This is a genomic window from Mesorhizobium sp. M0159, from assembly GCF_040322295.1.
Lineage (GTDB): Bacteria > Pseudomonadota > Alphaproteobacteria > Rhizobiales > Rhizobiaceae > Mesorhizobium.
Genome location: NZ_JAMYTF010000004.1, coordinates 130,668 through 145,015 on the forward strand (window position 1 = coordinate 130,668; position 14,348 = coordinate 145,015).

13 protein-coding genes and 1 pseudogene are annotated in these 14,348 nt (G+C 63.2%); 7 read left to right on the forward strand and 7 right to left on the reverse strand.

Going from position 1 to position 14,348, the window contains the following annotated elements; translation table 11 throughout:
* Positions 1-28 precede the first annotated feature (28 nt).
* Together NKJ32_RS05755 and NKJ32_RS05760 are read left to right on the forward strand one after the other, a co-directional pair.
* Complete coding sequence (locus NKJ32_RS05755; protein WP_352591583.1) at positions 29-1,195, forward strand: acetyl-CoA acetyltransferase; 1,167 nt, start codon at positions 29-31, stop codon at positions 1,193-1,195.
* Positions 1,196-1,221: 26 nt separating this feature from the next.
* A complete protein-coding gene (locus NKJ32_RS05760; RefSeq protein WP_352591586.1) occupies positions 1,222-2,226 on the forward strand; it encodes an asparaginase in 1,005 nt (334 codons plus the stop codon).
* On the opposite strand, the gene NKJ32_RS05765 is transcribed toward NKJ32_RS05760, so the two are convergent.
* Together NKJ32_RS05765 and NKJ32_RS05770 are read right to left on the reverse strand one after the other, a co-directional pair.
* The gene (locus NKJ32_RS05765; protein WP_352827011.1) at positions 2,219-3,595 is read right to left on the reverse strand and encodes a TIGR03808 family TAT-translocated repetitive protein; all 1,377 of its coding nucleotides are present in this window, start codon (positions 3,593-3,595) and stop codon (positions 2,219-2,221) included. The two genes, NKJ32_RS05760 and NKJ32_RS05765, sit on opposite strands and share 8 nt — an antisense overlap.
* A gap of 130 nt (positions 3,596-3,725) precedes the next feature.
* The gene (locus tag NKJ32_RS05770) at positions 3,726-4,535 is read right to left on the reverse strand and encodes a TetR/AcrR family transcriptional regulator (protein WP_352645789.1); all 810 of its coding nucleotides are present in this window, start codon (positions 4,533-4,535) and stop codon (positions 3,726-3,728) included.
* A 21-nt stretch (positions 4,536-4,556) separates the two neighbouring features.
* Here NKJ32_RS05770 and NKJ32_RS05775 point away from each other — a divergent pair, with 21 nt between their 5' ends.
* The gene (locus tag NKJ32_RS05775) at positions 4,557-5,375 is read left to right on the forward strand and encodes a class I SAM-dependent methyltransferase (protein ID WP_352591595.1); all 819 of its coding nucleotides are present in this window, start codon (positions 4,557-4,559) and stop codon (positions 5,373-5,375) included.
* 142 nt (positions 5,376-5,517) lie between these two features.
* The gene (locus NKJ32_RS05780; protein WP_352507466.1) at positions 5,518-5,991 is read left to right on the forward strand and encodes a GreA/GreB family elongation factor; all 474 of its coding nucleotides are present in this window, start codon (positions 5,518-5,520) and stop codon (positions 5,989-5,991) included.
* On the opposite strand, the gene NKJ32_RS05785 is transcribed toward NKJ32_RS05780, so the two are convergent.
* The 4 genes from NKJ32_RS05785 to NKJ32_RS05800 form a co-directional block, all read right to left on the reverse strand.
* Positions 5,988-6,377: a type II toxin-antitoxin system death-on-curing family toxin gene (locus NKJ32_RS05785; RefSeq protein ID WP_352454295.1), complete on the reverse strand. Its 390-nt coding sequence runs from the start codon at positions 6,375-6,377 to the stop codon at positions 5,988-5,990. The genes NKJ32_RS05780 and NKJ32_RS05785 overlap by 4 nt on opposite strands.
* On the reverse strand, positions 6,374-6,595 hold the full coding sequence (locus tag NKJ32_RS05790) for an AbrB/MazE/SpoVT family DNA-binding domain-containing protein (protein ID WP_095496758.1): 222 nt from the start codon (positions 6,593-6,595) through the stop codon (positions 6,374-6,376). The genes NKJ32_RS05785 and NKJ32_RS05790 overlap by 4 nt, the downstream gene beginning before the upstream one ends.
* A gap of 73 nt (positions 6,596-6,668) precedes the next feature.
* Positions 6,669-8,792 (reverse strand): methylmalonyl-CoA mutase, encoded by a 2,124-nt coding sequence (scpA, locus tag NKJ32_RS05795; RefSeq protein ID WP_352591599.1) that lies wholly within the window; start codon positions 8,790-8,792, stop codon positions 6,669-6,671.
* A complete protein-coding gene (locus tag NKJ32_RS05800) occupies positions 8,789-10,231 on the reverse strand; it encodes a methylmalonyl-CoA mutase subunit beta (protein WP_352591602.1) in 1,443 nt (480 codons plus the stop codon). Before NKJ32_RS05800 ends, scpA begins: the two co-directional genes overlap by 4 nt.
* 275 nt (positions 10,232-10,506) lie before the next feature.
* On the opposite strand from NKJ32_RS05800, the gene NKJ32_RS05805 reads away from it, so the two are divergent.
* Complete coding sequence (locus NKJ32_RS05805) at positions 10,507-12,045, forward strand: helicase HerA-like C-terminal domain-containing protein (protein WP_352591605.1); 1,539 nt, start codon at positions 10,507-10,509, stop codon at positions 12,043-12,045.
* A gap of 442 nt (positions 12,046-12,487) precedes the next feature.
* On the opposite strand, the pseudogene NKJ32_RS05810 reads toward NKJ32_RS05805, so the two are convergent.
* A pseudogene (locus tag NKJ32_RS05810) lies at positions 12,488-12,717 on the reverse strand (L,D-transpeptidase); the annotation flags it as partial.
* 275 nt (positions 12,718-12,992) lie between these two features.
* Here NKJ32_RS05810 and NKJ32_RS05815 point away from each other — a divergent pair.
* On the forward strand, positions 12,993-13,652 hold the full coding sequence (locus NKJ32_RS05815) for a GntR family transcriptional regulator (RefSeq protein WP_352827013.1): 660 nt from the start codon (positions 12,993-12,995) through the stop codon (positions 13,650-13,652).
* Between the two features lie 132 nt (positions 13,653-13,784).
* Positions 13,785-14,321 carry a flavin reductase family protein gene (locus NKJ32_RS05820; protein ID WP_352591611.1) on the forward strand — a complete coding sequence of 179 codons (537 nt, stop codon included), beginning with the start codon at positions 13,785-13,787 and terminating at the stop codon, positions 14,319-14,321.
* Positions 14,322-14,348: the final 27 nt, after the last annotated feature.

Sequence of the window (14,348 nt, forward strand, 5' to 3'; positions counted from 1 at the left end):
AGCCCGGGCCCGCAGGATGGAGGTTGCCATGACAGCATGCATCGTCGGCTGGGCGCATTCGCGCTTCGGCAAGCTCGAAGGCGAGACGCTGGAGGGCCTGATCACCAAGGTGGCAGTCGAGGCGCTCGATCATGCCGGCATCGGTCCAGATGACGTCGACGAGATCGTGCTCGGCCACTTCAACGCCGGGTTTTCCGCCCAGGATTTCACCGCGAGCCTGGTCCTCCAGGCCGATGACCGGCTGCGCTTCAAGCCGGCGACCCGCGTCGAGAACGCCTGCGCCACCGGCTCGGCGGCGGTCAGGCAAGGCATCCGCGCCATCGACGCCAATGCCGCCCGTATCGTGCTGGTGGTCGGCGCCGAGCAGATGACGACGACGCCCGGTCCCGAGATCGGCAAGAACCTGCTCAAGGCCTCGTATCTGCCGGAGGACGGTGACACGCCGGCAGGCTTCGCCGGCGTCTTCGGCAAGATCGCCCAAGCCTATTTCCAGCGCTACGGCGACCAGTCGGATGCGCTGGCGATGATCGCCGCCAAGAACCACAAGAACGGCGTCGACAATCCCTACGCGCAGATGCGCAAGGATTTCGGCTACGAGTTCTGCCGGCAGGAAAGCGAAAAAAACCCCTTCGTCGCCGGTCCGCTGAAGCGCACAGACTGCTCGCTGGTGTCGGACGGTGCCGCCGCGCTTGTCCTTGCCGACACGGCCACGGCGCTGAAGATGCGCCGCGCCGTCGCCTTCCGCGCCAATGAGCATGTTCAGGATTTCCTGCCGATGTCGAAGCGCGACATTCTCGCATTCGAAGGCTGCGAGCAGGCCTGGAACCAGGCGCTGAAGAAGGCGGGCGTGACGCTCGGCGACCTGTCCTTCGTCGAGACGCATGACTGTTTCACCATCGCCGAACTGATCGAGTATGAGGCGATGGGCTTGGCCAAGCCGGGCGAGGGCGCCAAGCTGGCCCTGGATGGCGAGACGGCGAAAGATGGAAGGCTGCCGGTCAATCCGTCTGGCGGGCTGAAGGCCAAGGGCCACCCGATCGGTGCCACCGGTGTATCGATGCATGTGCTGGGCGCGATGCAACTCGTCGGTGAGGCGGGCGGCATCCAGGTGCCGGGAGCAAAGCTCGGCGGCATCTTCAACATGGGTGGTGCCGCGGTCGCCAACTACGTTTCCATTCTCGACCGGATCAGATAAACCCGCCCGCATTTGCGGGAGGTGACATGACAAATCCGGTTCTGGTCGAAGTCTTGCGCGGCGCTATCGTCGAGAGCGCCCATCGCGGCGCTGTTGCCGTCTTCGACGCCGACGGCAAGCCCGTCTGGGAGATCGGCGACACGGCACAGCCTGTGTTCCCGCGCTCGGCGGTCAAGGCGATCCAGGCGTTGCCGCTGGTCGAGAGCGGCGCTGCCGATGCCTACGACTTCGGTGACCGGGAGCTGGCGCTGGCCTGCGCCTCCCATTCCGGCGAGCCGCCGCATGTCGAGCTGGCGCGCGCCATGCTGGCGAAAGCCGGCCTCGACGAGACGGCACTCGAATGCGGCGCGCATTGGCCGTCGAGCCACGGGGCGACGCTGGCGCTCGCGCGCGCCGGCCGTGCGCCGAACACCTTGCACAACAATTGTTCCGGCAAGCACTCAGGCTTCCTATGCACCTGCGTTCACAGCGGCATCGCCCATCGTGGTTACGTCAAGGCTGGCCATGCTTCGCAGGAGATGGTGCGCGAAGCGATGCAGGCGGTGACCGGTGCTGCCCATGACGCCGATCACCGCGGCACCGACGGCTGCTCGATTCCGACCTATGCCGTGCCGTTGCGCAGCTTTGCCCTTGGCTTTGCCCGCATGGCGACAGGTGCCGGCTTCGAGCCGGTGCGCGCCCGGGCGGCGAAGCGGCTGCTTTCTGCCTGCATGGCCGAGCCGTTTTTCGTCGCCGGCACGGGCAGGTCCGACGTCGCGATGATGGAGGCCGCCCCGAGTCGGATTTTCGTCAAGGGAGGCGCCGAAGGTGTTTTTTGTGCAGCCCTTCCGGAGCTTGGCCTTGGCATCGCGCTGAAATGCGACGATGGCGCCGGCCGCGCCGCTGAAGTGATGGTCGCGGCCGTGCTGGCTAAGCTGCTGCACGCCGACCACGCGCTCGCTGTGAAATTGATCGAACAGGCAAATCCGCCCATCGAAAGCCGGATCGGCGCCAAAGTCGGCGCGCTCCGGCCGACGGCCACCCTCAACTGACGTGGTTGCGCTCGACGGTCAAATGCGCGTAGCCGGCATTGCCTGATGCGGCGAGGTCACCGGTCACTCGCTCGGCCCAGCGTTGGCCGACGATCGCGCCGTTCTGGACCCCGTCGATGACGTTGTCGGAGATGATTGCCGTTCCGGCACCTTCGACCACGCTGACGACGATGCCGGTTCCGGCCTTGCGGACGATGTTTCCCGTGGCGACCACATTGCGCATGAACGGTCCCCAGCCGATCTGCATGCCGTAGAGCGGCGCATTCTCGACGACATTGCCGGAAACGGTGGTGTCGGCCTCGACGCTGATGCCGACGCCGAAGCCGGGCGCGTCCGCAGGGTAGGGACCGCTGGTCGACAGATTGCGGACGATGTTGCCGGAGCGCACGCCCATGCGGCCGCCTTCGTTGAAGTTGACGATCGAAATACCGTTCGCAGCACCATCGACGATGTTGTTGCCGATGACGGCGCCTTCGAACGAGAATTCGGAATACACGGCCGTCTCGCCCGAACGCGAGCAGGTGTTGCCGGTGATCTGCAAATTGCTGGAACTGTTGGCGCGGATCGCCGAGAACGCGCAATCCGAGACAATATTGCCGGAGATGATGACGTTGCCGGCGCGGAACGCATTGATGCCGTTGCCGTTCTGGCCGGTTCCGCCGCTGCGCGCCTGGATGCGCTCGATCCGGTTGCCGCTGACGATGGTGCCGTCTTCCGCCGCCTGCCAGCGGTGCACGAGAATGCCGCCATTGGCGCAGTCGGAGACGCTATTGCCTGATATTTCCAGGCCATCGGCCTCGACCGAATAGATGCCGGCATCGGCCGCACCGGATATCGCCGAGCGCTCGATTCGGCCCGAGGCATGTTCGAGCGCCAGACCGTTCTTGCCGCTGCCGGTCATCTGGCAGTTGTCGACGACCAGATGGGCGATGCGGCGCAGATCGAGCAGGCCTTGCGTGTAGTCGCCCATCCAGCGGTTGCTGCCATCGAACACCAGCCCGCTGAGTTCGATATGCTCGGCCCGTTCGGCCATAATGAGATGGCCATTGCCGCCATAGACGATCCGCGATGCGCCCGGCACGCCGGACAGGCGCACGCGGCCGGGCAGCGACAGGTTGGAAACGATATAGATCCCCGGCGGCAGGAACACCGGCATGTCGCGGTCGTGCGCGTCGCGCAGCAGCTTGGTGAAAGCCTTGCTCTGATCGTCTAGCGCGCCGGGCCGGACGCCGAGCTCGGTCGCGTTGATCGCGCCACGCGTCGCGGCTTTCTCAATGCCGGGCAGGTTCTTCGCCGCTGCCTTGCCAAGCGAAAGCCTCATGATGGCAAAGCCGGTGGTCTGCGCAAGCAGCGTTCTTCTGTTCAACATCGGCACAGATCCCTTGCGGCCAACGCTCACGCCGCAGGATTCGTGCCAGACTAGCCCGGTCGAACTCGTGGTGAAAATCTGAAGCTTGCCAGCCAGGACGGAATATCGCTTTCGGCCCTTCTGTGGGCGATCAAACGAAGCCCCTCTTGAGCCTCTCTTCGATCCTCGTTGGCTCGGCGAACACCGCATTTACCCCGTTGAAGGCAAGTTGCACGAATGTCTGGTCGATCTCCGCGGGGGACAGCTTCGTATCCCTCTCAAGCCACCAGTGCATCACTTCAAAGAACGCGCCAACGATGAAGCGTGTGGCGATCTCAAGTCTGACTCCGCCTTCATCACCTTGGATATTCGCCAACTCATGGCGAACCTGCCTGCTTATCCAGCCGCGGATCTCTTCTGGCATTTCGCGCTTTTTCCCGCCCATCAGCGCACGGTGCATCTCCCGCGTGGCAAGAGCATGCTCGAACACCGGACCGCTGAAGGAAAAGCCCTTGGCATTTCTCTGCGAATGGCGTTCGGCACCACGTGCCTGCAAGCCCTTCATATGCTCGTCGATCGTTGCTTTCCTCAAGTAGTCCTTGTCGGGATAGTGCGTGTAGAAAGTCGAGCGGCCGACATCGGCTTCCCTGCAGATGTCCTCGACCGTGATCGCCGTATATCCCTTCTCGGCGGTCAGTCTGAAAAGCGCCTGCTGCAGTCGGCTGCGGGTCCTGGCGACCCGACGGTCGATCGGTCCGGCTGGCATCGGCAACATCCTTTTCCGGCCAAAGGACACCAAATCGTCCAGTATTGGGCGCGTCGGTGCGATGTGGCCAGTAAAACTGATACTGGACACACTGTCCAGTATCCTATGCTCTTGCGGAAGGCCCGGCGCGATGCCCGGCTGGCCGGAGATAAAGCAATGCACCAACGTATTTTCGGAACAATAGTTGGAGGGCATGCGCTAGTCGCGCTCGTCAAAATGGCCGTGGTGCTCGCGGCATTTTTCTCGTTGGGACAGGCAAATGCGGTCTTTTCCTTGGGAGTTCCCGTCCTCCTGCTTCATGCTGGTGCACTCGTCGTAGTCGCGAGCTTATTGATATGGCAAAGCGCTCACCGGCGGCTGTCCGCCAAGGACCGCAGACCGGCCGCCGGCGAGGAGAAGGCGCCGCATGTCGGCATCACGCTTCATTCCGCCGCCCTGTACGATATGCTGGCGTGGCTTCTGACCTTCGGTCGCGAACGTGCTTTTCGCGAAAGGATATTAAGCTTTGCGGAGCTGAAACCGGGAGAAGTGGTCCTGGATGTCGGGTGCGGCACCGGCACCACCGCGCTCCTTGCCAGACAGAAGGTGGGGCCGGAGGGGCGTGTGCACGGCGTCGACGTCTCCGTCGAAATGGTTGCGCGCGCGACGGCAAAGGCCCGGCGAGCCGGGCTACAAGTCGGGTTCTCGACCGCCACCGCTCAGGAACTGCCTTTCAAGGATGGGGAATTTGATGTCGTCCTCAGCACGCTGATGTTCCACCATCTGCCAAAGAAGGGCCGCGAGGAATTCGGCAGAGAGGCCTTCCGCGTCCTGAGGCCGGGCGGTCGTGTGCTTATCGTCGATTTTGCGAAACCGCCGCGCCAGAAGAGCACCTTTCGGCTCCACCGGCATGGTTACGTCGATTTGGACAAAGTTGCAGCGGATCTCGGCCGGCACGGCTTCAATATCGTTGAGCAAGGCGACGTCGGAACCAAGGGGCTCCGCTACCTAGTTGCGCAACCGGACCTTAGCCTTGCGGCCCTCGAAGCGCGATAGTGCGCCAAGTTGAGGCATTCGCATGGTCAGCTTTACACCCCAAGCAGCTGTCTAATCTCGGGTACTGAACCCAGATCTTCACCATTAGCCTCTTCATCAGCAATGGCTTGTGGAGTCGCCATTCCAAGCCTAAGTTCGTCAGATGAGCAGGGCCTTCACCCGCGAGGAAGACAGCGAAAACGCCATTGCCGGCATCGGCGAGCGGCCGATCAGCCATCACCGCAATCTGGTCACGGAACGCGGCATGGCGCTGATCGATGCCGAGGTGGCCGCTCTGCGCGACGAACTGGGCAGAGCCGAAAAGAGGGCCGACCGCGAGCGCATCGCGCTGGTCTCGCGCGATCTCCGCTATTGGACGGCGCGGCGTGAAAGCGCCGAGCTTTCGGTGCCGGAACCGGGCAGCGACCTGGTTCGTTTCGGCATGGGTGTCACCCTGGAAAGCGACGACGGCAAGAAGGTGCACTGGAAGATCGTCGGCGAGGACGAAGCCAATCCGGGCAAAGGGACAATTTCCCATATGTCGCCGATGGCGATGGCGCTGTTCGGCAAGAAGGTCGGCGAAGTTGCCGTGGTCAACGGCAAGGAATGGGAGATCGTCAAGCTCTCCGACAGTTAGTCTTCGAGCTTGACGACATGATCGCGGAAGAACGCCGCGGCACCAGCCTCGTCGATTTCGCCGGCGGCGACGCCCATGACGAATTCGTAAAGCATGCCGTCATTGGCCGACAGGGCATAACCATTCACAATCAGAAATGCGCCGGCCGCGACAATGGCCGTGCGTTTGTTGCCGTCGACAAAGGCATGATTTCTGGCAATGCCGAAGACATAGGTGGCTGCGAGTTCCTCAACCGACGGGTCTCCGCAGTTGGCCTTGTTTTCGGCGCGAGCGAGCGCCGATTCGAGGGCATTTTCATCCCTCAAGCCTTGTGCTCCGCCGTGTCGGCGCAACTGCTCCGCGTGCATGGCTTCGACTGCACGCCGCGTCAGAAGCTCCCAGCTCATTCGGCGAGCTTCTGAAGCGCGACCTTGTATTTGTCCATGACCTCGCGGGCAGCTTTCATTTGCCGCTCGAAGCTGTCGTCCACCGGCTTCAGCGCAAGACCGTCACCTGTTTCAACGATTTGAAGCTGGTCGCCGGCCTTCAGGTTCAGACGATCGAGAAGCTCCCTCGGCAGGATTACGCCTTCGGAATTGCCGATCTTGCGAATGGTCGTGTTCATGGTGAGGCATCCTGTTGCAACGCTGATTATAACTCAGCGTGTTTCTCGTTACAACGGATATTATAACAAAGCGTCAGCCGGCCTCCAGCAGCCTATCCATCAGTCGGTCCGCCGCTTCCGGAATGACCGTGCCGGGCGGGAAGATTTCAGTGGCGCCTGCCTGCCGGACTGCGTCGTAATCCTGCGGCGGGATGACGCCGCCGGCGACGATCAGCATGTCGTCGCGGCCGAGCTTCTTCAGTGCAAGCCTGAGTTCGGGAATGAGCGTCAAATGGCCTGCTGCCAGCGACGAGGCGCCGACGATGTGCACGTCATGCTCGACGGCCAGCCTGGCGATCTCGTCCGGCGTCTGGAACATCGGCCCGACGGTGACGTCGAAGCCTAGGTCGGCAAAGGCGGTGGCGATCACTTTCTGGCCGCGATCATGGCCGTCTTGCCCCATCTTGGCGACCAGAATGCGCGGCTTGCCGCCGGACTTCTCCTCGAACGCGACGATCTTGTCCTGCAGCCGGTCGACCACCGGATTGTCGCCGAGCGCGTTGCGATAGACGCCGGAGATCGTCTGCACCGAGGCGACATGGCGGCCGAAAACCTTTTCCAGCGCCAGCGAAATCTCGCCGACCGTGGCGTTGGCGCGTGCGGCCCGGATGGCGAATTCCAGCAGGTTTGCGTTACTCCCGGCAGCACGGGTAAGCGCATCGAGCGCGCTCTCGACGGCGGCGACGTCACGCGTGCCTTTCAGCCGCTGCAGCTTCGACAATTGCCGCGCCCTGACTTCGGCATTGTCGATCTTCAGCACGTCGACTTCGATGTCCGTGCCGGGACGGTGAGCATTGACACCGACCACGATCTGTTCGCCTGAATCGATGCGCGCCTGGGTGCGCGCGGCAGCCTCTTCGATGCGCAGCTTCGGTAGGCCCTTTTCGATCGCCGCGGCCATGCCGCCGAGGCTCTCGACCTCCTCGATATGCGCAAGCGCACGCGCCGCCAGATCATGCGTCAACCGTTCGACATAGGCGGAGCCGCCCCACGGGTCGATGATGCGCGTCGTGCCGGATTCCTTCTGCAGGATGAGCTGTGTGTTGCGGGCGATGCGGGCCGAATGGTCGGTCGGCAGCGCCATTGCCTCGTCGAAGGAATTGGTGTGCAGCGACTGCGTATGCCCTTGAGTCGCCGCCATCGCCTCGATCATGGTTCGGATGATGTTGTTGTAGGGATCCTGCGCCGTCAGCGACCAGCCCGAAGTCTGGCAATGGGTGCGCAGCGACAGCGAGCGCTCGTCTTTCGGCGAAAAGTTCTTCAGCATCAGGCTGGCCCACAAAAGGCGCGCTGCTCTCAGCTTCGCGACTTCCATGAAGAAATTCATGCCGATCGCCCAGAAGAAGGAAAGGCGCGGCGCGAAACGGTCGATGTCGAGGCCGGCCGCGACGCCGGCGCGGGCATATTCGATACCGTCGGCAATCGTGTAGGCGAGCTCGAGGTCCGCCGTCGCACCTGCCTCCTGCATGTGGTAGCCGGAGATCGAAATCGAATTGAATTTCGGCATATGCTTCGACGTGTAGGAAAAAATGTCCGACACGATCCGCATCGAAGGTTTTGGCGGATAGATGTAGGTGTTGCGCACCATGAACTCTTTCAGGATGTCGTTCTGAATGGTCCCGGTGAGATCCTTCTGCGCGACGCCCTGTTCCTCCGCCGCGACGATATAGAGCGCCATGATCGGCAGCACCGCGCCGTTCATCGTCATCGATACCGTCATCTCGTTAAGCGGGATGCCGTCGAACAGCTGGCGCATGTCGAGAATGGAATCGATGGCGACGCCGGCCATGCCGACATCGCCGGCGACGCGCGGATGGTCGCTGTCGTAGCCGCGGTGCGTGGCGAGATCGAAGGCGACCGACAGGCCTTTCTGGCCGGCGGCAAGGTTGCGCCGGTAGAAGGCGTTGGACTCTTCGGCGGTCGAGAAGCCGGCATATTGCCGGATCGTCCACGGTTGCTGGACATACATCGTCGGATAGGGGCCGCGCACGAAAGGCGGCAGGCCCGGATAGGTATCGAGGTGCGGCAAGCCCTTGAGATCGCCTTGGTTGTAGAGATGCTTGACGGCGATGCCTTCCGGCGTCATCCGCTGGCCTTTGACCTCGACCGGCACCCGCCGTGGCGGCGACCAGGCGATCTGGCTGAAATCCGGGATCATGGCACGGCTCCGATCGACTGATCGATGCGGATCGGAAATAGCGGCTCGCACACCGCAACGCCTTCGGTGAAGGCAGGCCGCCGCTCCGCCGCCAGCGTCTCGACCGGACGCTCGGTCTTCGACGGGTGCAGCGTCGTGCCGACGATCGCCCGTTCGCCCGCCTGGTAGGCTGTGTTGCGGCGGGCGGAAGCTGCCTGGACGCGCCTCTGGATGTGGCCTTGCTCAAGGCTGGTCAGCACGCCGCCTTCCGCCTCGATCTGCTGGAACTCCTGCCAGGCCGCCGCGCAGAGCTCCGCAGTCAGCGCTTCGACGGCGCCCGAACCGCAAACCGGATCGGCGACGTGGTCGATGTGGCTTTCATTGGCCATGATCAGTTGCGCGTTGCGGGCAACGCGGCGAGCAAAATCCGCGGGTAGGCCGTGCGCGATCGTGTGCGGCAGGATGGCGATCGAATCCGCGCCGCCGGCGGCAGCCGCGAAAGCGGCGATGGTGGTGCGCAGGATGTTGGTTTCCGGGTCGGCCGCCGTCATCATCCGGAAGGAGGTTTCGGCATGGATGCTGGCGGTGGAGGGCGGTATCGAGCAGGCCTCCTGGACACGCGCCCACAGCCTGCGCAACGCCCTGACCTTGGCCGTCGAAACGAACTGGTCCTGGTCGACGCTGAGCGCAAAACCGATATGCGGCGCCGCGTAGACGAGCGGCTGGCGCGCCTTCTCGAACAGCCTCAGATAGGAGACGGCCGAGGCGAGCATGGTGCCAAGCTCCTGCGCCTCGGTGGCGCCGGCATTGTGGAATACCCGCCCGTCGGCCTCCAGCAGCACGCCGGGCACACCCATCGAAAAGAAATGCGCCAGCGATTGCGGCATCGAAGCCTGCAAAGCCTCGATCGACATGCGCAGCCTGCCGGTCCCGGCAAAGATCGCCGCCGGATCGATGCCGAAGGAGAGGTTGAGCTTTGCCGGGTCGGAGCGGCGCTTGGTCAAAAACGCCACCAGCCAGTCGGCCACGGCACGGCTCCAGGGATGGGCGTCGATGCGGATCTGGATGCGGTTGAGCGGCACGCCGTCGAGCACGCCCTCCAGCGCCTCCGCCGTCCTCGGCAAGCCATAGCCGAAGGCGTTCGGCGCACCCTCGAAGACAAGCGACAGTCCGGTGGCACCCTGCGCGACGTCTTCCAGCGCCTGCGCACTGGCGCGGCCTATGTCCGGATTGTCGATGCGCTGGCTGACGATCCACGGTGATCCCGGGTTGGCGCGCACGACAGGCTCCGCCGTGACCGAACGCTCGTAGAGCGGCTCGATGCGGATGGCGTCGTCCGTATGCGAGACGAGCTTTTCCTCGAAGGACCCGCCGGCCAGCGCCTTCTCCGCCAGCGCCAGCCATCGTTGCCGGTCGACGTTTGGAAGTTCGGCATCCTGGGTCAAGGCACCGGCGCCCATCGGTTCTCCTCGTTCTAGCGGCCGCAGCGGCCGACTATGTCAGTCTACGGTCCCCGGCCCGATATCACAATGCAGCACACATGCCGTGCAACGCGCCTTCCGTGACGGTGACCGTCAACCGATTGCCAAACATGGGCAGGTTCTGCAAGCTCCAAAAGCCATTTTCGACAACGCCCATTGTCGCTGCGCAATGGCCTCACTATACCTGCGGCGGGGCTCCCTTTTCTTCAAGGGATCAGGGCATTCAACCCTATAGGTTTGCGGAGACCGGACACATGGCCGACGATACCAGTATCTTCATAGGGGCCAGCCGCAAGCCGGACGACAGCTATCAGCGGCCCGAACAGCTTTTGCTGCAATATGGCAATCGTCACGGCCTGGTCACCGGCGCGACCGGCACCGGCAAGACGGTGACCCTGCAGATATTGGCCGAGGGTTTCTCCAATGCCGGCGTGCCGGTATTCTGCGCCGACATCAAGGGCGACCTGTCGGGTATCGCCATGATGGGCACAGCGCAGGATTTCCTGGTCAAGCGGGCCGAGCAGGTCAAGCTCGATCCCTATGAATTCCAGGAATTCCCGGTCATCTTCTGGGATCTGTTCGGCGAGCAGGGCCACCCGATCCGCGCCACCATCTCGGAGATGGGCCCACTGCTTCTGTCGCGGTTGATGAACCTTTCCGAGGCGCAGGAAGGCATCATGAACATCGCCTTCCGCATCGCCGACGAGGAAGGCCTTCTGCTGCTCGACTTGAAGGACCTGCAGTCACTGCTGGCCAATATCGCCGACCGCGCCGAAGAGATCGGCTCCCGCTACGGCAATGTGACGAAACCTTCGGTCGGCGCCATCCAGCGCACGCTGCTGGTCCTGGAGCAGCAGGGCGCTGCCAATTTCTTCGGCGAGCCGGCATTGCGGATCGCCGACATCATGCGCACCACGCGCGATGGACGCGGCGCCATCAGCGTGCTCGCCGCCGACAAGCTGATGATGAATCCCCGGCTTTATGCGACGTTCCTTCTGTGGCTGATGTCGGAGCTGTTCGAGGAACTGCCCGAGGTCGGCGACCCGGACAAGCCGAAGCTGGTCTTCTTCTTCGATGAGGCGCACCTTCTGTTCGACGATGCGCCGAAGGTGCTGATCGACCGCGTCGAGCAGGTGGTCCGGCTGATCCGTTCGAAGGGCGTCGGCGTCTATTTCGTCACGCAGAATCCGTTGGATATCCCTGAAACGGTCCTGGCCCAGCTGGGCAACCGGGTGCAGCACGCACTTCGTGCCTATACGCCGCGCGAACAGAAGGCCGTCAGGACGGCGGCCGAGACGTTCAGACCCAATCCCGATTTCGACTGCGCAACCGTGATCACGCAGCTCGGCACGGGCGAGGCGCTGGTCTCGACGCTGGAAGCCAAGGGCGTGCCGTCCATGGTGCAGCGGACGCTGATCCGCCCGCCGTCCTCGCGCCTTGGCCCGATCACGCCCGACGAGCGCCGCAAGCAGATCACCGAGAGCCCGGTTGCGGGACAATACGATCAGACCATCGACCGCGAATCGGCCTTCGAGATGCTGCAGAAGAAGGCCAAGGACGCCCAGGAGGCACAGGCGCAGCAACAGGACGCAGGCCGTTCGCGCTGGACCATTCCCGGTTTCGGCAATGACGAGCCCGCTCCTCAGCCCAGCGGTGGCCGGCGGGCGCCGCGGCCCTCCAACCGTCAGACGGTGGCGGAGGCGGCAATCAAGTCGGTGGTGCGCTCGGTCGGTTCGTCGGTCGGACGAGCGATCGTCCGCGGCATTTTGGGGAGCTTGTCGAGGGGCAGGTGAGGGGCATCGGACCCGAAGGCGGCATCGGTGTGGGCAAATTCTGTCCTGGCATCAAGCGCCAGTAGCCAGATCTGGAGGACAGCGGACGGCGGCTATGCGCCATTTCGAGACCTTTCTGACTGTCGCCGACAATGTCGCGCTTCGGACCCGAAGCCGCTGTCCGGCCAATGGGACTCCGGGCTACAAAGCGACACCCAACAACCTGCAACCGCCGGCTCGAGGCAGAACGACCGCTTGAGCCTCGAAACTGAAGTTTGATTGCCACGCGCCGAATGTCCTTTTGGGGTCATGAGCTGTCACTGGTGGCGTCTGCACACGGCGCCGCAAAATCCGCTGCTCAACGTAAGCATCAAATCCAAAGGCGGGCGCCGGTACGGGCAAGCCGACGCTCGGCAACACCAGCAGGAGCGAGGAAGATCCCGCCCCTGTGCTTTCGACCAGCTCAGAAGATAGAGTTTGTGATCGATTTTATAGGGCCGAGGAGGATCGATCCTTCCGGCACGCCGGCTTGATCGGAATGGCTTTGCGGTTTGCTGTCGACACCATCGGCTGGCCGATGTCGGCTGTCACCACTACCGAGGTCTTGTTCGGCAGGCGATCATAGAGATCGATAATGTCCTGGTTCATCAGGCGCACACAGCCCGACGACACCGACTTGCCGATCGACCGCCAAGAGCGGCCGGACTTCCTGAATGGCAGGAGCGACAAAATACGCGTTTGCCCTGACCGCTTTCTATCCGGCGGGGAGTTCCAGAGCCTTGTCATAAGCTGAAGGCTGAACGTGCCGACCCGCCAAGGTGTGCAAATTCCTGACGTTGGCGCTCGGCGCAGCCAGGTGGCAAGTTGCTTGAAATTCTAATCAACAACATGTATACATGATGTCTATGAGCGAGCGGCATCAATCAGAACGCACTGCGATAGGTCAACGAAGCGATGCTGCGCAGGACGTGGTCTACCGCTGGCTGAAGCAGCATGTGCTCACCTTGCCCAGCCGCGAGGGCAAGTTCCTTACCGAGGCGGAAGTCTGTCGCGAGACGGGAACGTCGCGGACGCCGGTGCGCGAAGCTCTGTTGCGGCTCGAAGCCGACGGCTTCCTGCAGATCGTGCCGAAGAAGGGCGCCTATGTTCCGCCGATTACCGAGGCGGAGATCGAAGCGGTCATGCAGGCCCGGAGCCTGGTGGAGGAGTGGTGCGCGCGACAGGCCGCCGGCTTCGGCAACATGCTTGCCGTGGAACTCGACAGGTTGGTCGCCCTCCAGATGGAGGTGCAGCACGACCCTGTTGCGTTCATTGAGCGCGACCGGGAATTTCATCGCACGATCGTGCGCGCCGCTGGCAATCCGGTGCTCGCCGAATTCTATGAGGGCCTGCGGGATCGTCAGTTGCGGATGGGCGTGCACGCCGTCACAATCTCCGGTGGGCGCGGCGACAGGGTGCTTGCCGAACATGCAGCGATCGTCGAGGGCATACGCCGCGGACAGCCCGAACAGGCGGCCGCAGCCGTTGCCCAGCATCTGGCGCGGACGCTGGTCGCCCTACGGCTGCCGACGGCGGCAGGCTGGGGCGCGGTTGCAACCGCGCGCGGGCCGGCGGTGGTGACGCAGTGAAAAAGGGGCCGCGGCGCTCGCATCGGCAATGCGGCCGAACGGTCGGAACACACAGTGGCGGCGGGCAGTTGGCCAGCGGAATTGGTGAATTGATTTTTGTGACCTAACAAATCGATGCCGAAAGGGCCGGGCATGATCATCGAAGGAGAAACGGCTTTCGACGTGCGCGCGTTCCGGCAGGCGCTTGGACAATTTCCGACCGGCGTCTGCGTCGTCACCTGTCTGGCTGACGGCGAGCAACTTGGCATGACGATAAGCTCGTTCAACTCGCTGTCTCTCGACCCGCCCCTCGTCCTTTTTAGCATTGACCGTCGTTCAGCCAGCCTGCCGCTCTGGGGGAAGGCTGCCAGTTACACGGTCAACGTTCTCTCGGAAAACCAGAAGGACATTTCCAACCGCTTCGCCAAGCCGCTTTCCAACAAGTGGGAAGGAGTGCGGTTCGAGCAGGGCCGCTCCGGCGCCCCGGTGCTACCCGGCGTGGCGGCGCTGTTCGATTGCGAGCCGTGGGCCAGGCACGAAGCCGGGGACCACGTGCTGTTCATCGCCAGGGTGAAGCATTTCCGGTCCTTCGCCGACCGGCAGGCGCTGGTTTTCAGCAAGGGGCGCTACGCATCACTGCAGCCAACGGAGTTCACGGCGCCGCTTTGGCCGCTCGACATCCATTATTGATTTCTTGGGCACTACTGATCGCGGAGG